This is a genomic window from Methanoregula sp., from assembly GCF_035543475.1.
Lineage (GTDB): Archaea > Halobacteriota > Methanomicrobia > Methanomicrobiales > Methanospirillaceae > Methanoregula.
Genome location: NZ_DATKKA010000025.1, coordinates 13,638 through 34,199, shown reverse-complemented (window position 1 = coordinate 34,199; position 20,562 = coordinate 13,638). Strand labels below are relative to the sequence as shown.

General features: G+C 58.6%; 22 protein-coding genes and 1 pseudogene. 22 read left to right on the top strand and 1 reads right to left on the bottom strand.

Going from position 1 to position 20,562, the window contains the following annotated elements; all coding sequences use genetic code 11:
- From VMS83_RS09630 to VMS83_RS09525, 22 genes and pseudogenes are all read left to right on the top strand, one after another.
- A pseudogene (locus tag VMS83_RS09630) lies at positions 1-521 on the top strand (Replication factor C small subunit); the annotation flags it as partial.
- A 9-nt stretch (positions 522-530) separates the two neighbouring features.
- Positions 531-2,642 (top strand): minichromosome maintenance protein MCM, encoded by a 2,112-nt coding sequence (locus VMS83_RS09625; protein WP_325412225.1) that lies wholly within the window; start codon positions 531-533, stop codon positions 2,640-2,642.
- Between the two features lie 10 nt (positions 2,643-2,652).
- Positions 2,653-3,030, top strand: coding sequence for a dihydroneopterin aldolase family protein (locus VMS83_RS09620; protein WP_325412223.1), 378 nt, complete (start codon positions 2,653-2,655; stop codon positions 3,028-3,030).
- A complete protein-coding gene (locus tag VMS83_RS09615; protein ID WP_325412221.1) occupies positions 3,002-3,829 on the top strand; it encodes a TatD family hydrolase in 828 nt (275 codons plus the stop codon). The genes VMS83_RS09620 and VMS83_RS09615 overlap by 29 nt, the downstream gene beginning before the upstream one ends.
- 53 nt (positions 3,830-3,882) lie before the next feature.
- Positions 3,883-4,176 (top strand): DUF424 domain-containing protein, encoded by a 294-nt coding sequence (locus VMS83_RS09610; protein WP_325412219.1) that lies wholly within the window; start codon positions 3,883-3,885, stop codon positions 4,174-4,176.
- Complete coding sequence (locus VMS83_RS09605; protein ID WP_325412217.1) at positions 4,173-5,216, top strand: 60S ribosomal export protein NMD3; 1,044 nt, start codon at positions 4,173-4,175, stop codon at positions 5,214-5,216. The genes VMS83_RS09610 and VMS83_RS09605 overlap by 4 nt, the downstream gene beginning before the upstream one ends.
- Before the next feature lie 15 nt (positions 5,217-5,231).
- Entirely contained in the window at positions 5,232-6,110 is an 879-nt protein-coding gene (locus tag VMS83_RS09600; protein ID WP_325412215.1) for an SAM-dependent methyltransferase, read from the top strand.
- A complete protein-coding gene (gene coaBC / locus VMS83_RS09595) occupies positions 6,107-7,306 on the top strand; it encodes a bifunctional phosphopantothenoylcysteine decarboxylase/phosphopantothenate--cysteine ligase CoaBC (RefSeq protein WP_325412214.1) in 1,200 nt (399 codons plus the stop codon). Before VMS83_RS09600 ends, coaBC begins: the two co-directional genes overlap by 4 nt.
- Positions 7,307-7,348: 42 nt before the next feature.
- Positions 7,349-8,215, top strand: coding sequence for a pantoate kinase (locus VMS83_RS09590; protein ID WP_325412212.1), 867 nt, complete (start codon positions 7,349-7,351; stop codon positions 8,213-8,215).
- Entirely contained in the window at positions 8,212-8,943 is a 732-nt protein-coding gene (locus VMS83_RS09585) for a 4-phosphopantoate--beta-alanine ligase (protein WP_325412210.1), read from the top strand. Before VMS83_RS09590 ends, VMS83_RS09585 begins: the two co-directional genes overlap by 4 nt.
- Complete coding sequence (locus VMS83_RS09580) at positions 8,930-9,928, top strand: AAA family ATPase (RefSeq protein WP_325412208.1); 999 nt, start codon at positions 8,930-8,932, stop codon at positions 9,926-9,928. The genes VMS83_RS09585 and VMS83_RS09580 overlap by 14 nt, the downstream gene beginning before the upstream one ends.
- Entirely contained in the window at positions 9,925-10,656 is a 732-nt protein-coding gene (locus VMS83_RS09575; RefSeq protein ID WP_325412206.1) for a class I SAM-dependent methyltransferase, read from the top strand. The genes VMS83_RS09580 and VMS83_RS09575 overlap by 4 nt, the downstream gene beginning before the upstream one ends.
- A gap of 81 nt (positions 10,657-10,737) precedes the next feature.
- On the top strand, positions 10,738-11,070 hold the full coding sequence (locus tag VMS83_RS09570; protein WP_325412204.1) for a DUF5350 domain-containing protein: 333 nt from the start codon (positions 10,738-10,740) through the stop codon (positions 11,068-11,070).
- Positions 11,071-11,237: 167 nt separating this feature from the next.
- Positions 11,238-11,594 (top strand): hypothetical protein, encoded by a 357-nt coding sequence (locus VMS83_RS09565; RefSeq protein WP_325412202.1) that lies wholly within the window; start codon positions 11,238-11,240, stop codon positions 11,592-11,594.
- A complete protein-coding gene (locus VMS83_RS09560; protein WP_325412200.1) occupies positions 11,581-12,108 on the top strand; it encodes a nitroreductase family protein in 528 nt (175 codons plus the stop codon). Before VMS83_RS09565 ends, VMS83_RS09560 begins: the two co-directional genes overlap by 14 nt.
- Positions 12,109-12,143: 35 nt before the next feature.
- Entirely contained in the window at positions 12,144-12,482 is a 339-nt protein-coding gene (locus VMS83_RS09555) for a DUF555 domain-containing protein (protein WP_325412198.1), read from the top strand.
- Positions 12,479-13,375 (top strand): carbohydrate kinase family protein, encoded by an 897-nt coding sequence (locus tag VMS83_RS09550; protein ID WP_325412196.1) that lies wholly within the window; start codon positions 12,479-12,481, stop codon positions 13,373-13,375. The genes VMS83_RS09555 and VMS83_RS09550 overlap by 4 nt, the downstream gene beginning before the upstream one ends.
- 48 nt (positions 13,376-13,423) lie before the next feature.
- On the top strand, positions 13,424-15,160 hold the full coding sequence (locus tag VMS83_RS09545) for a DUF2070 family protein (RefSeq protein WP_325412194.1): 1,737 nt from the start codon (positions 13,424-13,426) through the stop codon (positions 15,158-15,160).
- Between the two features lie 377 nt (positions 15,161-15,537).
- Positions 15,538-16,293 carry a zinc ribbon domain-containing protein gene (locus VMS83_RS09540; protein ID WP_325412193.1) on the top strand — a complete coding sequence of 252 codons (756 nt, stop codon included), beginning with the start codon at positions 15,538-15,540 and terminating at the stop codon, positions 16,291-16,293.
- Between the two features lie 103 nt (positions 16,294-16,396).
- Positions 16,397-16,738: a hypothetical protein gene (locus tag VMS83_RS09535; RefSeq protein WP_325412191.1), complete on the top strand. Its 342-nt coding sequence runs from the start codon at positions 16,397-16,399 to the stop codon at positions 16,736-16,738.
- 61 nt (positions 16,739-16,799) lie between these two features.
- Complete coding sequence (locus VMS83_RS09530; protein ID WP_325412189.1) at positions 16,800-17,804, top strand: VIT1/CCC1 transporter family protein; 1,005 nt, start codon at positions 16,800-16,802, stop codon at positions 17,802-17,804.
- A gap of 174 nt (positions 17,805-17,978) precedes the next feature.
- Complete coding sequence (locus tag VMS83_RS09525; protein WP_325412187.1) at positions 17,979-20,150, top strand: SpoIIE family protein phosphatase; 2,172 nt, start codon at positions 17,979-17,981, stop codon at positions 20,148-20,150.
- 128 nt (positions 20,151-20,278) lie between these two features.
- Here the strand turns inward: VMS83_RS09525 and VMS83_RS09520 are convergent, their stop codons facing one another.
- Entirely contained in the window at positions 20,279-20,557 is a 279-nt protein-coding gene (locus tag VMS83_RS09520) for a hypothetical protein (RefSeq protein WP_325412185.1), read from the bottom strand.
- Positions 20,558-20,562 lie beyond the last annotated feature (5 nt).

The following is a 20,562-nucleotide window of genomic DNA, read 5'->3' as shown; positions in this document are numbered from 1 at the left end:
TCCAGAGCCGGTGCGCGATCTACCGGTTCCGGCCGCTTGGCCCGCAGGCCATAAAAGAGGAGATCTCCCGGATCGCCGCAAAGGAACACCTTGCCGTAACAAGCGAGGCAATGGACGCGATGGTCTATATCGCGCAGGGAGACATGCGCAAGGCAATCAATGCCCTGCAAGGGGCAGCAATCATCAGTACAACGATCGAGGCCCCGATGGTGTATGCGATCACCTCCAATGCCCGCCCGGAGGAGATCGAGGAGCTCCTGACCCTGGCTCTCTCCGGGGATTTCGACGGGGCTGAGACCCTGCTCTCCCGGCTGCTGCGCGATCGGGGGATCGCCCCCAACGAACTGATCAACCAGTGTTACCGGGCACTCACGAAACGGGACATGGACCGGGCGCTCAAGGTGGAACTGATCGATGCGCTCGGGGAGACTGATTTCCGGCTCTCTGAGGGGGCAAGCAGCGACATCCAGATGGAGGCGCTGATCGCCCGGTTCGTCCTTGCGAGCACCAGGAAGCGGTGAGGTGCAGCCATGGAGAAGGCATCCGAACTGCACCAGGGCGACCGGGCCGAGGATTGGGGGAAGTTCTTAAAAAGCCGGTACAAAAAGGAACTCGGCGAGCTCTCACGCCTGTACCCCCACAAGCGTTCCCTGTTTATCGATTACCGCCAGGTGGAGCGGTTCGGGAAGGCCGGTATCACCCTTGCCGACGAATTGCTGGAGAACCCGGGCAAGGTGCTCGAGGACGTATGGGACGCGATCAAAAACAACCAGCTGGTCCGGACACGGGACGGCAAGGAGCCCAAAGCGCTCAACATCCGGTTCACCAACCTCCCGAAAAAGACCGCCATCCGGGAGATCCGGTCTGACGACATCAACCGGTTTGTCTCGGTCGAGGGCATCCTTCGGAAGACTACCGAGGTCCGCCCCCGGATCGTAGAAGCAGTCTTCAAGTGCCCGGCCGGCCACTTCACCAAGAAGACCCAGAAGTACGGCAAGTTCATCGAACCCGACGGCTGTGCCACGGACGGCTGCACCTTCAAGAAAGTGGAGCTCGTCCCCAAGCGCTCTACTTTTGTCGACTCCCAGAAGCTCCGGGTCCAGGAATCCCCGGAGGGCCTGCGCGGCGGGGAACAGCCGCAGACCCTTGATATTGATGTGACCGATGACCTCACCGGCAGGGTCGCACCCGGGGATCGTGTTGTGATTAACGGGATCCTCCGTTCCATGCAGAGGATCGTGAAGGGGGAGAAGAGCACAGTCTTCGATATCTTCCTGGAGTGCAACTCGATCGAGATCGCCGAAAAAGAGTTTGAAGAGGTCGAGATCGATGAGGAGGCCGAAGAGGCGATCAAAAAACTCTCTCAGGATCCGATGGTCTACCGGATGGTCACTCATTCGATCGCCCCGACCATCTACGGGAACGAGGATGTCAAGGAGGCGATTACGCTCCAGCTCTTCGGTGGGATCGCAAAGGAGATGCCGGACGGGAGCCACCTACGGGGCGATATCCACGTGCTCCTTATCGGGGATCCGGGGATTGCAAAAAGCCAGCTCCTGCGATACATCGTAAAATGCTCTCCGCGTGCGATCTACACGAGCGGCCAGTCGTCCACATCGGCGGGTCTGACTGCAACCGCGGTCAAGGACGAGTTCGGGGAAGGACGGTGGACGCTCGAGGCCGGTGCGCTGGTGCTCGCTGACATGGGTATTGCAGCGGTCGACGAGATGGACAAGATGCAGAAGGAGGATCGTTCCGCCCTCCACGAGGCCATGGAACAGCAGTCCATCAGCGTGGCAAAGGCCGGCATCACCGCCACGCTCAAGTCACGATGTGCCCTTCTGGGTGCGGCCAACCCGAAGTACGGGCGTTTCGATATGTACGGCGACATCGCCGACCAGATCAACATGCCCCCCTCGCTTCTTTCTCGTTTCGACCTCATCTTCATCATGACCGACCAGCCGGAACAGAAACGGGATCTTGCCATTGCCGAGCACATCCTCAAGGCGCACGGCATCGGGGAGCTGATTGCCCAGCACAAGAAGACCCCGATCCCCGGGGTCACCCAGGAGTTCATCGATCAGCAGCTCAAACCGGTCATGCCCGATATCGAGCCCGCGCTCTTCCGGAAATACGTAGCCTACTCCAAGCGGACCTGTTTCCCGATCCTTTCTGCGGAGGCAAAAGAGGCACTGGTCGGCTATTATCTCCGGCTCCGTGGGATCGCCGAGCCCAACAAGCCGGTGCCGGTTACCGCCCGTCAGCTCGAGGCACTTGTCCGGCTTGCAGAGGCAAGCGCCCGGATCCGGCTCTCGGACAAGATCGAGGCCGGCGACGCAGAAAGGGTGATCCACATCGTGGACGCCTGCCTGCGCCAGATCGCGTACGATGCAAAGACCGGGAACTTCGATATCGACAAGGTGGCCACCGGCATCTCCAAGGAGAAGCGCGATATTGTCCGGGTGATCAAGGATGCGATCCGGGACATCGGTGGCGAAGGCCGGCGCGCTGCCATCGATCAGGTGATCGAAGCGGCCGCGGCCAAGGGCTTTGCCCACGACAAAGTAAGGGAAGGCATCGAGATGCTGCTGCGGCACGGCGAGGCCATGGAGCCAAAGTCGGGGATCATCCAGCTGATCTGAGGGAAAGGACATGGAAGGTGCACAAGTACACGGCGGGCCAGCGGACCGGGAACGGGCCATCTTCGAGGCCGGGATAAAACTCGGGGCGCTCTACCACCAGTGGGTGGGGACCCCGATCGCGCAGGAGTCTGCCGCAAGTGTGGAATCGGCGATTGAAAAGGCGGTCATCCTCCAGCCCTTTGTCGAGGAGATCACGGTGAGGCTGGACCGCTCCCTGATGCAAAGGAATGTATTCGGGTACAGCGAATTGTCCGGCCTGATGTTTGATGTGGAGATCGTAACCCGTGTGGGCTTTTCGTACTGCCGGGCCGCTCTTGCACCGCAGAATGGCTACCCCCTCATGAAGATCCTGGAGTGTCATGAGATCGCGGCTTTTTCCGATCACTGACGATCATATCCATTTCGACCCGAATAACGGGCGCGGGGTGGAGGCGGCAAAGGACTTCCTGCATGCGGGAGGAACGCATATCTTTCTTGTCTCGAAACCTTCGTGGTCGCTCGGGGTTGAGCCGGGAACGGGGATTGACTACGCCGGGGTTTTTGATGAGACCCTCCGGATCGCCGGGCTGATCCGGGAGACCGGTCTTGTGGTCTTTCCCATCCTTGGTATTCACCCGGCGGAGATCAGCCGGCTTTCCGAACGTATGTCCCTTGCCGATGCTGTGGGGGTGATGAAGGGGGGCCTCGACTGTGCTGCAGGCTATGTCCGGGAAGGAAAAGCCGTGGCACTCAAGAGCGGACGACCGCATTACGAGGTCAGCCCCGAGGTGATGGCTGCCTCAAACGAGGTGCTTTCCTACGCGCTCTCCCTTTCCGCGGGGTACCGCTGCGCCCTGCAGGTCCACGCGGAGAGCGGGCCCTGTGCCGATATCGTCGATATGGCGCAGGCAGCCGGCATGCCGGTCGGGCGCGTGGTCAAGCACTATGGCTCCCCGGAGACCCCCCTGCACCCGTCGCTTGTAGCCCGGCACGAAGCGGTGCCGGTTCTTGCCCGCGAACGCCGTCCCTTTACCATGGAGAGCGATTTCATGGACGAGAACTCGCGGCCCGGGGCCGTTACCGGCCCCAAGTCCGTCCCGAGGATCACCAAAAAACTCCTCGAATCGGGTGCGATCACCGAGGAAGACTGCTGGCGTATCCATGGCGAGACCGTCGAGAAGGTGTACGGCGTCCGCATCGTGCTGTAGGTCCGGGCCGCCTTCCCACCTTTTATCTGGTGCCATTGCAAACGATCTGGGTAATGTTTCTCAAAATCCACCATTCGCCGGAAGCCGGCGACGTGGTCGCGGTCTGTGACTGCGAACTACTCAATACCACCATCACCCACGGCGATCTTAACGTCACGGTGACCGAAAGTTTCTACGGTACGACGCATGTGGATGAGGCTGCAGTCTGCGAGGCGTTAAGCAAAGGCGACAATATCAACCTTATGGGGGAACGTGCAGTCGGTGTTGCGGTAAAGATGGGACTGATTACCCGGGCCGACTGCATCATGATCGGCACAGTCCCGCATGCACAGATCTACCAGTTATGACAACGATTAAGGATCGGTTCTGCCCCAAGTGCGGCAAACCTTCGGATGCTGACGGGCTCTGCGCTGCCTGCCGGGTGGCGGATACGCCATGGGCTGTCTGCGACACACGGGTGACAAGCACCCACTGCCCCGGCTGTGGGGCCACAAAGCAGGTGAATACATGGACCGATACGAACCGGGAGCGTGCCGATCTTGCTCCTGATCTTGCACGGAGCGCGGTGCACTTCCACCCGGATGTGAAGCGGCGTTCAATTGCGGTCAGTGTCCGTGACCTGAGTGCCAACCGGTCCAGGGCATATCTCACGATTACCGGCATCCTGTATGGGCAGCCCGTGGAGAAGGAATGCATGGTGGAACTCGCCTGGCACCGGGAGCAGTGCGACCGGTGCAACCGGATCACCGGGAGCTATTACGAGGGCATCGTGCAGGTGCGGGCAGAGGAACGTGATATAAGCCCGTTTGAGATGCAGAAGGCCGCGGCGATTGCTACCCAGATCGAGGATTCGCTCCAGCAGGGCGGGGAACGTCTCTCTTTTATCTCCGACATGACCGAGAACCGGGATGGCCTTGATATCACTGTCGGCTCCCAGCATATCGGCCTCCTGATTGTCCAGGGAATCACGGCGCAGCTGGGCGGGAGGTACACGACCCACCCGAAACTGGTGGGGGAGAAGAACGGCAGGCAACTCTTCCGGATCACTTACCTTGTCCGCCTGCCCCGGTACCAGCGCCATGATGTGGTGAAACTATCCCGAACCTATGCGGAGGTCGAGCAGGCAGACTCCCGCTCTGTGCGGGTATTCGACCTCTCGGAAGGCAGGAACCGGGCGATAAAAGAAGAGGAGATCGTCCGGCTGGTTGGCAATGCACGAAATGCCGAACCTGCACTTGTGGCATACGTGGCGCACGGGATGCTTGGGCTTCTTGAGCCGGCAACCGGGGCAACGATCGAGATCCAGGAACGCCCGTGGATGGCGGTGCGCGCCGGGGAGAACGTGCAGGTACTCCGTGATGGCGGCACGCTGGTCGTGGTGAGATAGTCCCCGGGTTTTCCTATGCGGGTACGGGAAGTCCGGACAGACCAGCTGGGGTCTGTGCGAGGTGAGGCATGGGTCGATGAGGCCCGGCATCCCTATGTGGAAGGAGAGACCGCATGGGTGCCGGTCAGGGACGGCTTTTCCTTCGACCGCGAGCTCCCGGAGCGCCACGTATATACCGGCCGGGGTTATTTCATGCTTGGCGACGTGGCGGTTGTCCACGGCGACCGGCCTTCTGCGGAAGGGGTTGAGGAGATTGTCCGGTTCCGACAACCGCGCGGGGTGCTCTGGATTGCATCGCTTGCCGGGGTGACCCGGACTCCTCAGTCAGAAGTTTTGTGGGGAAATGTGGACGAGGTCTGCCACCGGGAAGAAGGGTATACCTATTACCTTGATCCCCGCCGGGTGATGTTTGCACAGGGCAACCGCGAGGAGAAAATGCGTATGGCGGGAATTATCCGGGAAGGTCCTGCCGGTGCACGCGTAGCAGACATGTTCGCTGGCATCGGCTACTTTACCATACCGATGGCCGGGAGCGGGGCGAACGTCCACGCCATGGAGATAAATCCGGTGGCCTGTGAGTACCTGGAATGTAATATCAGAGCAAACGGCCTTGCAAAACAGGTACAGGTTTCCTGCGGGGACTGCCGGGCGCACCTTGCCGGCATTTATGACAGGATCGTGATGGGGCATTTCGATGCAGTAACGATGCTGTCCATGGTATATTCCCATGTCCGGGCAGGAAGCGTGATTCACGTCCACAGCATTGGCGATGTCTCGGAAACGATCCGCAAATCCGCCCGGGGCGCAGGTTTTTCTCCCTCCATCCACGTACATAAGGTTAAGAAATACCGCCCGCACACGTGGCATATCGTGCAGGATGTGACCCTTTCATGACCCAGGAGACCCTTGCCGGAAAAGAGATCGTGCTCGCCGTAACCGGGAGCATTGCGGCGGTGGAAACAGTAAAGCTCGTCCATGCATTGCGCCGGAAAGGGGCCACGGTGCAAACCGTGATGAGCGCAGCGGCGCAGGGCATTCTCCATCCCGATGCACTTATGTATGCTAGCGGCAGGCCGGTGATCACCCGGCTCTCGGGTCTGGTCGAGCACGTGACGTACTGCGGCGATGGCGGAAGCGCCGGGCTCCTCCTTGTGGCACCCTGCACGGCCAACACAATCGGTAAGATCGCGTGCGGGATTGACGATACACCGGTCACGACCTTCGCCACGACTGCTCTGGGAAGCGGAATACCAGTACTCGTGGTCCCGGCCATGCATCACAGCATGTACCGGCACCCGGCGGTGGTAAAGAATATCGAAACCCTGGCATCATGGGGTATTGGTTTTGTCGGTCCCAGAATAGAAGAAGAAAAAGCAAAGATCGCGGAGATAGACGAGATCGTGCTCCGGTGCGAGCGGGCTCTCATGGGAAAACCGCTTGCCGGAAAAAAAGTGCTCATCACGGGCGGAGCCTGCCGGGAACCCGTGGACGATGTCCGGGTGCTCACCACCCGGTCGAGCGGGCGGATGGGCGAGGAGCTCGCGCTTGCAGCGTACCGTCTCGGAGCAGAGGTCACCCTTGTTCACCATAATTCTCTTCCCTGCATAGAGAATGTGCCCGTGGAAACCGCCGGGGATATGCGGGAAGCGGTGGGAAAATATCTCAAAAAGAAGACCCCCGACATCTACATCAGCGCGGCGGCTGTATCGGACTTTGCCCCCAAAAAAATTGACGGAAAGATCAAAAGCGGGAAACCGGTTACACTTGACCTTGACCCGCTCCCGAAACTAATCGACCGTGTTCTTGAAAAGAAGGGGACCCGGGTCGTTGCCTTCAAGATCGGGAGAGACCCGTTGCCAGAAGCCCGTGCGCTCCTTTCCCGCGGCGCGTGGATGGTAGTGACCAATACCCCGGAGAGCATGGGCACTGCCACCGGTTCGTACCGGATCCTGGCCGGTACGGCAAAGACCGGTACCCCGGCCTCCGGCACCAAGGAAGAGATCGCATCGCGAATCTGGCAGGAGATCCTGGCCCGTATGGGGGAAAATCAGGCCGCCCGTATCCCCTCTTCCCGCAAGCACAATTCCTAATAGCGCCGGGCGACCAACAGATATGACAGGTACCAGACTGCCATGACCGCGGCATCCGTGACAGCATTCTGTCCCGGCCATATCTCCGGGTATTTCCGGAGGGTGGACGGGAGCGATGCGGCAACCACCGGGAGCGTCGGCGCCGGCATCGTGATCAGCGAGGGGGTAACTTCCACGGTGAAACGGGCGGCCCAGACCTCCGTTGTCGTGCGGATCCTATCTCCTGAGGGGATTGTCAGGGATCTCTCATTCGAGTCCCCGCCTCTCATGTACGCACTGGACCGGCTGGGTGTCACGGTTGCTGTGGAGACCCTCTGCCGGCTCCCGATCAGTGCCGGCTTCGGGCTCTCGGCCGCCGCGCTGCTTTCGACATTAACGGCAACAGATCATCTGCTGGAGATTGGCCTTGGTGCGGACGGGATTGCGGAACGCGCCCATGAGACCGAAGTCCTGTTCCGGACCGGCCTCGGGGATGTGGCTGCATGCCAGGGAGGCGGGCGGGTTGTAAGGACCGGCCCGGGGATCCATGGACGGATACATCGCAGCTTCGATCTCGATGCCCCTGTTTGTGCGGTCAGCTTCGGCCCCATCCACACGCCGGAGGTGCTCGGCTCCCCCGCCCGGATGGCTCAGGTGGCTGCGGCCTTCCCGGAACGCCAGCCAACGACCGTTACGGAATTTTTTACCTGCTGCCGGGAGTTCTCTCTGGCGAGCGGGCTTGAGACACCCTCGGTCCAGCGGGTACTTTTGGCATGTGACCGCGAAGGTGTCCCGGCCGCAATGACAATGCTTGGCGATGGTGTTTTTGCCTATGGCGATTGCGCCGGCGTTGTGCTCCGCTCATTTGGCGAACTCTATACTATGGGTATGGCCAAAGGTGGAGTACGTATCATGGAGGAAGTCGCATGATACCCCGGGACCACCCGCGGTACCGGTCTCTGGTCACCCGGGAGCATCTCGCAGAGTGTGCACGATCCGGGGTAGTCTCCTGGGAGGGGCTCATCTCCCATGGTCGCGGCGAAGCGTTCGATTATCTTCTCGGGGAGAAGACCAGCGGGAGTGCCCGCCGGGCTGCACGGATGGCTGCAGCCCTGCTCCGCACGGCCCGCCACCCGGTAATCTCGGTAAACGGCAATACCGCCGCCCTTGCCGCTAAAGAGATCGCGCTCCTCCAGAAGGCAAGCGGGGCACTGGTTGAGGTCAACCTCTTCCACCGGACCCCGGAACGGGTGGCACAGATCGAGTCACTGCTCCGAAATGCGGGGGCGGAGGTCTTTTCAGGCGAGGCTGAACGCCTCCTCCCTCTCTCACACGACCGTGCATGGTGCCGGCGCGAGGGGATGTATACCGCGGATGTCGTGCTGGTTCCCTTAGAGGACGGCGACCGGTGCGGGGTGCTTACAGGTATGGGAAAGAAGGTGATCGCCATCGATCTCAATCCCCTCTCCCGAACAGCACGGACTGCGACCCTAACTATCGTTGACGAGGTGACACGGGCCCTGCCACTTATCGCTGAATCCTGTACTTCCCTGACTTCAGGAGAGTGCCGGGACCTGATCGCCGCACTGGACAACCGTGCTTTCCTCAGGGAAGCACAGGATGAGATGACCCGGGGGTTTACCCATGCTCTGGACTGAACGCTACCGCCCCCTCCAGCTGGCAGATATCGTGGGACAGGACCGGGTTATTGGTCTCCTGTCATCCTGCGTTGTTTCAAAAACGACACCTCACCTGATGCTTGCCGGCCCGCACGGTACGGGCAAGAGTACAGCAATCCGGTGCTTTGCCGGACAGCTCTACGGGCCGGAATGGGAGGCGAACACTTCGATCTTCCAGACCGCGGACATCTTCTCGCTGGGAAAAAAGATCTTTGAGGATGACGAACGGTACGCACACCTGTACCAGAAAGGCCAGAGCCTGATCGTGAATTTCAAATATATTCTGAAATGGTACGCCTCGCTGCGCCCGCTCGACGCCGATTTCAAGCTGATGGTCTTCGAGGACGCGCATGCCCTCACCCGCGACGCCCAGCAGGGGCTGCGCCGGATCATGGAGCAGTACAGCGGTACCTGCCGCTTTGTCTTCTCCACCACAAACCCCAGTGCTATCATTCCCGCGATCAGCTCCCGCTGTCTCCCGCTGTTCTTCGCCCCGTTGCCGGCACGGGTCATTGCGACACAGCTGGCCACCATCCGGGAGCGGGAAGCTGCAGGTATGCATGCGTCATGCAGCAGTGACGATATCGAGCTGATCGCGGAGGCCGCGCAGGGGGATCTTCGCAGGGGAATCCTGCTGCTTCAGGCCGTCTCCCAGTCGGGCACCTGCAGTAACCTTGCCTCCCTCTCGCAGTCAGAGACAGAAACGGTTGCGGGAACCGCAATAGGGCTGATCAAGGCCGGGGACGTGAGGAGCGGGCTCCGTCAGCTCGAATCCCTCATGATCGATTACGGGCTCTCGGGCCGGGAGGTCCTTGCGGAAATCCGGTCCGTGGCCCGGCGGGAGTACAACCACCCCCTCATTGCTGCCGCTCTTGCCGATGCGGATGCCCGGCTCGGGCATGCGAACAACGAATACGTCCAGATCGACGCCTTTGCTACCGGAATAAAGGAGATCTTTTCATGAGCACCGCGAAAAGAGAGAAGATCCAGCAGCATTACGATGAGATTGCGGATGTCTATGATCTCCATTATGACCATCCCCGCGGCAGGACCTACCATACCCGGATCAGCCGCCATGTGATGGAAGCCCTCCCCCGGGGTGGCGCCCTTCTCGATATCGGCTGTGGCACGGGTCTCTTTGTCGAAAAGTATCTCCACCATGGGGGGACTGCTACAGGTATCGACCTGAGCAGGAACATGATCGAACGGGCGCGCAGAAGGTGCGGGTGCTGCGATTTTGTGCTTGCCACCGGGGAATCGATTCCCTTTGGCGACAACTCGTTCGATGCAATTGCAAGCCTCCTTGTCTTCAGCTATGTGCGCGACCCGCAGGCAATGCTCGAGGAGGCGTACCGCGTCCTGCGCCCGGGAGGGGCGATCTCGATCTGCACACTGGGGAAAAAACTGCTGACCAGCGGTATTCCGGTCATTTACAAGGTGAGCGAGAAGATCCGGGTCCGGCATGTGGTTATGAAGGATTTCGGGGAGCACTATTACGATGAGAATGAAATGTACGAACTCTTCTCCGGCGCCGGATTCTGTGATGTAAAGATCGGCTGGTGTTCGTTTGCCCACATAGACATGGGAGATCCGCTTTTTACTATCGCGCAGCGGGTGGAACCGTTCATCGAGCGACGGGTCCCCCAGCTCACCTACAATATCTGCGTGGATGCCAAAAAACCCCGGACGTGAGGCCCGCGCAGGGAAGACAGGGGCCCGTCTCTCCCCAACATTTATCTGCCGCACGGCAGAATTGAATAAGGAGTTTAATACATGGGCAAGACAGGTACAACCCTCTGGTCACAGGTCAAGGGCGTCAAGGGCCAGATCCGGCTCGTCCCGAAAAAGGAAGGGGAGCGCAAGAGCCCGGGACCCAACCAGCGGTTCAAATCCAGTATCAACTTAAAGAAGATGGACCAGGCTGCAGCCGAGGAACAGCGCGGTGGCCGTGGCGGAAGGCGTGGTGGCCGTGGCGGAAGGCGTGGCGGTGGCGACCGGTCCGGTGGCTCGGGCATGAACGAGTCCACGGCAAGCCCGCTCATCCGCAGGCGCATGCGCCGGGCAAAAGTCTCTGCTCTTGGGGCAAAGGCAAAGTCCGCGCGGTAATACCATAGAACATTCCTGCGTGATCAGCACGGGATAACCGGGGCAGAGTCCTGCCCCGGGAGGGCTGTTTTTTCAATCGTTTTTCTTAAGGAATAATGCCGGATCTGTCCTTGGAGCCGGTTCCCCTGAATCATAATTATCATTTATCTCCAGAGACCATGGTGAGTATGGATCTTCCGACCGCAGTGAAAAGTTACCAGTTCGGTGAACGGGCGAAGTCCGAACTCATAGTCGTCTCGCAGCTATGCATGGCGCTGAGTGGTTTTGCCGATACCCAGAAAAGCGGCGGCAAAAAGATGCTCCTCCTTCTCATGGAACAGGTGAGAAGTGAAGTGGCATTCGCGGAGAAGAGCACGGGCATAACTGATTTTGGAAAGGCGATCAATGCCCTGAATGAGGCGATCTCGCTCGTTGAGAGCGACCGCCCGGAACAGGCCGCAGAAAAACTTGCTGCGGCTATCAGTGCATCAACCACCCCGGCGCAAAATGCGTGGCAGGTACTCTCGGAACATGGACTCCTCTGATTTCAAAAAGTTCGTATCGGCCCGCTGCTCGGTGCGCGAATACGCTGAGGCCCCGCTTTCCGAGGATGAGATCGCGTATATCGTGTCCTGTGCCGGCACGGCGCCGAGTGCCGGCAACCTTGAGGCATGGGACACTGTTGTCGTGACCGATAGTGAGGCCCGTTTTGCGCTCGCCGACGCAGCTCTCGGACAGGAGCACGTGGGAGCTGCACCTGCCCTCTTTGTGGTCTGCGCAAATTATGTGCGTTCTATGTCGAAATATGGGGAGCGGGGCATCCTCTACGCGGTTCAGGATGCTACGATTGCCTGCACGTACATGATGCTTGCTGCCCATTCCCATGGCCTGTCCACCTGCTGGACCGGTGCATTTGATGAGGATGCAGTACGGGAAATTCTCGATCTTCCCCCGCATGTGCGGCCGATCGCGATCCTTGCTGCGGGATATGGTCATGAGCCGGCACAGCATACCGGACGTATGGAGATTGCGGAGCACCTCCACCATGAGGTATGGTGAGAGATGGCAGGATCGATTGGGATCAGGAGATATCTATGCCGGACTATCTGGTGACACTTGAATCAGCGTGGTATATTAAAGAAGCAAAGACGCTTGACGACGCGATCGGGATCGCGATCAGCGAGGCGGGAAAACGGCTCAACCCCTCGGCAAAATTTGTCGAAGTCGAAGCGGGCATGCTGGCCTGCCCGTTCTGCGATCAGACCCTCTCCAGTGCCATCGTGGTCGCTGACACCGCGCTCGTAGGCCTGGTCCTGGAGATGAAGGTGTTCCGGGCTGAATCAAAGGAGCACGCCAGCCGGATCGCAAAATCCGTGATCGGAAAGGCGCTCCACGAGATACCCTTAAAGCTGCTGGATGTGCAGGAACTATGATCCACGTTGTTGGGCATACTGCTGTCGACCATATCTCAAAGGTCCACCACCTCCCCCTGCCCAACCAGTCCACTCATATCACCGACCGCCAGGTTTTTTTCGGTGGAGGTGCCGCCAATATTGCGGCGGGGATCGCTACTCTGGGGGAGAGTGTCACGCTCCATTCCTGCGTGGGCGACGATTTTCGCGGGAGTGAATACGAGAAATGGATGGACCGGCTCGGCGTCAGCAGGCAGTTCTTTGAGGTGCCCGGCACCCATACCCCGACAGCGTTTATGTTCACCGATGAGACGGGCAGCCAGATGACCTTCTTTGAATGGGGGGCATCCAAAGCCTTTGCAACCTCCGAGGCGCCGGCGCTCCCCCTTGTCCACATGGCTACCGCTGACCCTGAATTCAACTGCCGGGTGGCGGAGAAGAGTGAGTTTGTCTCGTTTGACCCGGGCCAGGATGTTTTCTGGTACACAAAAGAACAGCTCGAATCCATCATCGGGAATGCTGACATTCTCTTCGCCAACCAGCATGAGGTGCAGCAGATGTGCACAACGCTGAACGTGACCCGGGAGGCGCTCATCCGCGAGGTTTCAATGGCAATCTTTACCATGAGTGGCGAAGGCAGTATGCTCTATGCAGGAGGAAAGGAGCACTTCGTCCCGGCAGTGCCGGTCACCCTCTGTGACCCGACAGGTGCCGGCGATTCGTACCGGGCCGGGTTCCTCTCTGCGTACGTGCGGGGTTATGATCCCCTGACCTGCTGCAGGATCGGGACGGTCACCGCTTCCTACGTAGTTGAGCATGCCGGTTGCCAGACCCACCTGCCCACGTGGACGCAGATGCACGAACGGTACCGGGAACACTTCGGCACTCCCGAACCCGTGCCTTCGCGGGGGTAAGTGGATGAAGAAGGGACGCCCGGACCAGCTCGCGGGAGGTTGTGCCTGATGGCAATCGCAGGTGACGTTAAGCTTGGACAGCTCACCAGGTACCTCTTCACCGCACCCTCGTGGCCGGTCTCCCTCCTTATCCTTATCATCCTCGGCATTGTGATTGATGGCGCGAGTGCCCGGGCCTGGGTATACCTCCCGTTCTCGGGCACCCTTGCCTTCACCCTTCCCGCTATCGCCGGGTTCCTCTTCACCAAACCTATCATCGAGTATTCCGGCAAGACGATGACCTGGAACCGATCTGCACTCCTCGCCCTTGCCTGCACGGTTTTTGCGGTCATCATCACGTTTGCCTCGCTCGCCGGCGGAATTAAATACCTCCCGCTCTTCTACGGTATCTCCCTGGGTTTTGTCTTCGGCCTGCGCCTCTTTGTGCTTGTTGCTATCTCGGATTACCGTCTGCCCCGGATGATCCTGCCTGCGATCACCCAGAGCGGCGTGGGGGTTATTGCCGGTTTCTTCCTCTTCTCTCCCGGATGGGCGCTCTTTGCGGTCGTTCTCCACCTTGTCTTCGGCCTGGGCTTTGCGATCCTGATCTGGCTGATTGAACGGCCGCTCTACCGGGCATTCCATATCCGCGGACTGGCATTCGTAAATGCGTTTATCGCAAATATGACCGATGGCTCCAAGAGCATGGAGAATTTTTTCAGGGAGATCGGCGAGGAGATCTTCGTCCCGCAGGTCTGTCTCTTCTTCCGCCGGCAGAAGAAGACCCCTCTCCTCTTTACTGTCCCCAATCTCCACCCCGGCCCGATGGGCGAGATCGGGGGCGGAAACCTGCCCCGGGTTATCCACGACCGGATGGAAGAGGAGACCCTCGTGCCTCACGGCTGTGCCTCCCACGATTTTAACCTGGTATCCGGGACCGAGATCGAAAAGGTGACCGATGCAATCGAACGCACGAAGGGGGACCGCCGCTATACGCAGGGAGCAACCCCGTCAGCCCGGCTCTCGTGCGGCACCGTGCAGATCCTGTACCAGCGCTTTGGGGACTCCATCCTGATGGTCTCGACACGGTCACCGCAGATGACCGAGGACCTCGATTACTCGATTGGCATGGCGATCATGGCAGAGGGCCACCGCTGGTTCCCGCACGTGGCGTTTGTGGACGCACACAACTGCATGACCGACCTGTCCTCCGCGGTGCTCCCTGCCACCCTGACGGCGATGGAGTACCAGCATGCCGCGATCCAGGCGATGGAGGAGAGCCATGCAGCCGATCTCCACGCGTACTCGGTCGGGTATGCCCGCGAGTCCCTGCCATTTTCCCGCGAGCAGGGCTTTGGCGATCTCGGTGTACAGGTGATGGTTGTGGAGACCTGCTGCCAGAAGACCGCGTATGTTCTCTTCGATGGTAACAACATGGCCGCAGGGGTCCGTGAGATCCTGCTGGATAAGATCCTCTCGCTGGTCGATTCCGCGGAGGTGATGACCACCGATTCCCATGTAGTTAACACCATCACCGGGAAGAACCCGGTGGGTATGGAAGTGCCGGTCGAGTCGTTTCTTCCCTTTGTCCTCCGCACCGTGCAGGCCGCGATCGACGATCTCGGTCCCGCCGAATGCGCGGCCACCACGGCCCAGTGCGAGCATGTCGTGGTTTTTGGGTCCAACCGGATCTCCCAGCTTGCCAGCACCGTGAATGCAATGCTGATCTTTGTCGCCCCCCTCTCGCTGGCGATGCTCCTCCTGGCGTTCGTTCTCTCTCTTGCTGCATATGTACTGATGGTGTAACAGAAGCCCAGGGGTTTGGTCCAGTTCCCTGCCCCTGTGTCAGCGTTACGGAGAGATCACTTACTCTCACCGTACCGGGTCATCTCCCCCTGGATGCAGGCCGGCGTTGCGTTCGGGCAGGCTATGGGGCAATCAGGAGATCGCCATATTCTTTCCGGGCTGTCTCTCCGACGTGAGAATGTCCGGGAATCCCCAGAATATTTCCTGTATACATAATTCAGCACGATTTGTCATCTCTTTTTCAAATCCGGGCGTTTGACCACAAGATTTAAAGGAAAAGCCTGCCTAATTTCGGTTAAGGAAGGAGGACAAGAAACCAGAGCAGCATGTACCGTGTATAGGCAGTTTGTACCGCAGGCGAACTTGGGTAGGGAAAGGTGATTGAAGTTCATCTGAGCACACACACACCTGCCCGCTGGATAGGTGTTGACCTCAACACGACCGGTCATGCGGCCGTTGCCGCAGAACCTGACAGCGGGAAAATTCTCAAACTGGGAAAAAATGTACACTATGTCCGCAGCAACTCCATTAAAAACTGCACGAAACTCTACAAGGAAGGAAAACTCTGGAAACTTAAGAAAATAAAGAGCCGTGAACGCAAGGCGTTCAAGGCAGCCGTCAGTAAAATCTCCCGGCAGATCGTCTCCTTTGCGGAGTCGCTTGGCTCGGGTATCAAGTTTGAAAAACTCTTCTCCAGCCGTTACGCGCACTCCCACGATGCCGGGGGTTTTATCGAGTTCTCGTTTGGGAACGGATCGTTTCTCTCGCTCCAGCGTCTCGTGGAAAAGCTTGCCGAGAGACGGGGCATTCCGGTCCTCTACGTTAACCCGGCCTACACTTCAAAAAGGTGCAGCCGGTGCGGGAGTATCGGCAGGAGGAGCCGGAAACGGTTCGAATGCCCGCATTGTGGTTTTGTCGCCCATGCGGATGTAAATGCTGCATTTAACATCGCACTTACGGCGCACCGTCCGGCCGTGCAGACCCTCTGCGGGGAAGAGCGGGAGGAACTGGTCCGGCTTACCAAAAAAGAGATGCGCCGGCGAGCCCGGGAAGAGATCTTTATCCCGCATCCCGGAGTAATGGGCGGTATGGTCCAGAACCCGTGCGAAAACCTGCTCGCAGTGCTGGAATAAAGCGGGGTCATCCTCAATTTTTTCCTGTAAAAATCGGGCAAACCGGTGCCGGATCCCCGGGGCGGGGAGAAAACATTTCCCCTTTACGAAAAAAGATCTTTTTATGACTGAACACAAGGGCCTGCTCTTCCGGCTCGCGCTCTTCAAGCAGAGATACACGAGGGGATCTTCGTGGACCCAGATCCTGATCAGCTTCGGGATCATCACGGCAAACGCCAAGCTCTTCGAGGATTTCTTTTACATCCACCTTGGGCTTACCCTCCCCATGGTTATTGCCATTGCCGTACCCTTCTACATCCTGGTCTGTTATATTATCGGCCACTATGACGAGAAGATTGGCTTCTGGCAGATCGAGAACAACATGAGCTACCGGTACACCCCTTATTCCGAAGAGATGCTCAACAGTATCCGGGAAATCAGAAAAAAAATGGACAAAGAATCCTGAAGGGGTTCCGGTGAGATCAGTTCCGGTATTGTTCTTTTATCCGTGATGTACGGAGCCGGGAATGCTGCGACGGGATTCCGGCACCTCCCCCTTATCCTGCCCTGTCATTATCGATCACCGGCCGATTCGCTTATACTCCGGCTTCTTCATACAGTTCCGGAAGACAACTGCCTTACAGGGATGGTATATCACGCCGCTGACTGACGAATCCCTCATAAAGATTGCCGTGCTCCAGAAAAACGAGATCACCGAGCACAGTATCTACCAGAGAATTGCGCAGGTAACCCCGGACACCCACAACCGCGATGTCCTGACCCATATCGCCGGAGAAGAGCTCCAGCACTATGCCATCTGGAAGCAGTACACGGGCCGGGATATTGCTCCCGATCGTTTCAGGATCTGGTACTACTATCTCATCGCCCGCCTGCTGGGGATGACCTTTGCCATCAAGCTGATGGAGGGTGTGGAACAGGGAGCACAGGCCGGTAACGCAGCACTCCTTGCAGCAATCCCCGAGTTCCCGTCCATGATCGCGAATGAAGCAAAACATGAGCGGGATCTTATCGCCCTGATTGATGAAGAGCGGCTGAAATACGTCGGGTCGGTGGTGCTCGGCCTTAATGATGCTCTCGTGGAATTCACCGGCACATTAGCCGGCCTGACCTTTGCCATCCAGGACTCCCGGATTATTGCTGTGGCCGGGCTGATCACCGGAGTTGCCGCATCGCTTTCCATGGCAGCTTCCGAGTACCTCTCGCAGCGATCTGATACGACTACCGGTACAAGCCCGAAAAAGGCCGCACTCTATACCGGGCTGACCTATATCGTGACTGTCGCCCTGCTGATCCTGCCTTACCTCCTCCTCGCAAGCCCGTACGTGGCACTGGCATTCACTCTCGCCGGGGCGGTCCTTGTTATCTTTGTATTTACCTTCTACATCGCTGTTGCAAAGGATCTCCCGTTCTGGCGGCGTTTTGCCGAGATGGCTGCGATCAGCCTCGGGATAGCGGCGATCTCCTTTGTGATTGGTCTCCTGATACGGGTACTGCTGAACGTGAACGTATGAGGGTCAGCAGTTCCACGGTACATCTTTTTTCCTGTTCCCCGCTATCCTGAATCCCTGGATACACTCCGGCAGCAGAAACCTCTCCTGCCAGCAGGAGAGAAAAAGAGATGGGCTTTTTACCGATTACGACATTCTTGAAATCATACCGGCCCCAATGGCGCCCGCGGTATCCGTATGAAACAGTCCCTGCTCCCCCGTTTCGCGTTCACCATCAGAGTAAAGATCCTTATCCTCTTTCTGGCACTCTCCCTTGCGGCCCTTGCCATTACCGGCTATTTTGCGTTCTCTGCGATCACCAACGTGGGTACCTACGCCCAGGGGAGCAGCCAGGCTCTGGGTGAGGGTGTGATCAACAACAGCTCAACTGCCCTCCTCTCGCTCGGTGAGCAGTATCTTCTCCGGGTGGCAGCCGACCAGGCAAACGTTACGGATGTGCTCTTCTCCGATACCGACACCGAGATGAAGATCCTCGCTGCCCAGACCGCCGAGCTCCAGTACAACCCCCCGGTCAATCCTTTAACCCCGATATACCTGGCGACCAGCCCGCCTGCCAATTCCACGGACGGGGCGGTTCTGGTCTTTGCAGCCAATGCAACGGCCACCCCGGGCTCTGAAGAGGCACGGAGGCTTTCCGGCCTTGCTGACAGTCTCAAGGCAGTTTATTCCTCGGATGAGGATATGACAAGTGTCTATATCGCGACCGATTCCGGCATGATGCTTTACTACCCGGGTCAGGGAAACTTTCCCCCGAAATATGATCCACGGACCCGCCAGTGGTTCGTGGATGCCGAGAGGCAGAAAACCCTGGTCTGGTCGGATGGACCGTATGTTGATGCCGGGGGTAACGGCCTCATTATGACCTGCTCTGAGGCCATACCCAGCCCGGCCTACGGCAGCTGGGTGATCGCATCCGATGTCTCAACCGATACCATCAACCAGGATTTCATCGGCGGGACTCTGGGTGGGAAAGGGTACGCGGTGCTCATCAACCAGGATGGGGATATCATCAGCAGTCCCGGGCTGTCTGCCGGGAACGTAACCTGGGACGAGCCGTTCGATAAGGTGAATGCATTCTCGAGCAGTGATCCCGATCTCCTGGCCATCGTTACCAGGATGACCGGGGGTAAAACCGGCATTGGCAGGGTAGTGTTCAACGGTACGGAGATGTACGTGGCCTATGCTCCGGTAACTTCGATGAACTGGAGCCTCGCCATCTCCCTGCCGGTCAGCCAGATCACACAGCCGATCGATGCATTTACCGGCAGGATTCAGGGTGCCACCGAGGATACCGGCATGCACATCACAGCCCAGACCGAATGGCTCAGGACGGTCTTTGCCATCCTCTTTGTGGCGATCCTGCTTGTGGTGCTCCTGGTCTCGATCGTGCTCAGCCGGGTAATCACGCGTCCGGTCGAACAGCTCAAGGCAGGTGCCGAGGCCCTGGGGGAGGGGGACCTGGATTTCCGCGTGGAGATCCAATCGGGGGATGAGTTCGAGGATCTCGCCCGTTCGTTCAACTCCATGGCAGAGGCGTTAAAAGAGAACATCGAAAATCTCCAGAGGACGACGGCAGAAAAGGAGCGCTATTCAAAAGAGATGGAGATTGCGCGATCCATCCAGACCAGCTTCCTGCCGGAGAAAATGCCGGAGATTCCCGGCTATGAGATCTCTGCGGTGATGCTCCCGGCCATGGAAGTGGGCGGGGACTTTTACGATATTATTCCGGCAGCTGACGGGAAGTGCGTGTTTGTGATCGCTGATGTCTCCGGTAAGGGTGTCAGCGCAGCACTCTTCATGGCAATGTCGCGTACCCTGCTCCGGGCCGGGCTTGAGGGCGCCGGCGATCCCGCAAAAGCGCTGGGCACCGCTAATCGCATGATCGCACAGAATGCCCCGTCCAGCATGTTTGTTACGGTTTTTTCGGCCATTCTCGATCCGGGAGATCGTACCCTGACCTGTATCAATGCCGGCCATAACCCGCCTGTTATCGTTCGGGGGAAGAGCGGGGAATGCCTCTTCCTGCGGGAAGGCGGGGTAGCGATGGGAGTCCTTCCGGAGATGGTAAGCGTTCCGGAGCACGTTCAGCTGCAGGACGGGGATCTGGTGATCCTGTATACTGACGGGGTGACTGAGGCATTCGATACCGGGTTTAACGCATTCGGGGAAGGCCGTCTGGTTCGTACCGTACAGGAATGCTGCGCCCTTCCGGCGAGCACAGTACGGGACCGGATTATTTCGGAGATTCGGTCATTTGCCGGGAGCGCTCCCCAGTCGGATGATATTACCCTGATTGTAATCCGGGTACTTGGCGCGAACCAGACCGGGGGAGATCCTCCGGCGCCATAACCCTCGCCGGAGTTTTCGCGATTTCGCTTGCCGAAAGGAAAAGGAATATTCCCCCGGTTACCGGGGATTGGTGAATCTGTCCGGGATTTTTACCTTTTTTATTAAAGAAAAGGCGTGTTGTCGGAATATTACGTGTCCTGAGGGACCTCTTCTTCCACGGTAGCCGGGGTAGTCCAGACCTTCCAGCAGAGGCCGGCAACAGATCCAAGGACAAAGATGATAAGGAGCACAGCGCTGATGATGTTCTCTGCAATATCGATCCCGACCGGGATATTCATGCCCATCCAGTTGTTGAACATGCCGATAAACAGCGTGACGATCAGAAAAAGGATGAACCCGATAATGATACCGAGTATAACTGCAGCTGCAAGCCGCAGGACGCCAGGTGTTGCGGTCCTGTTTTCCATACATT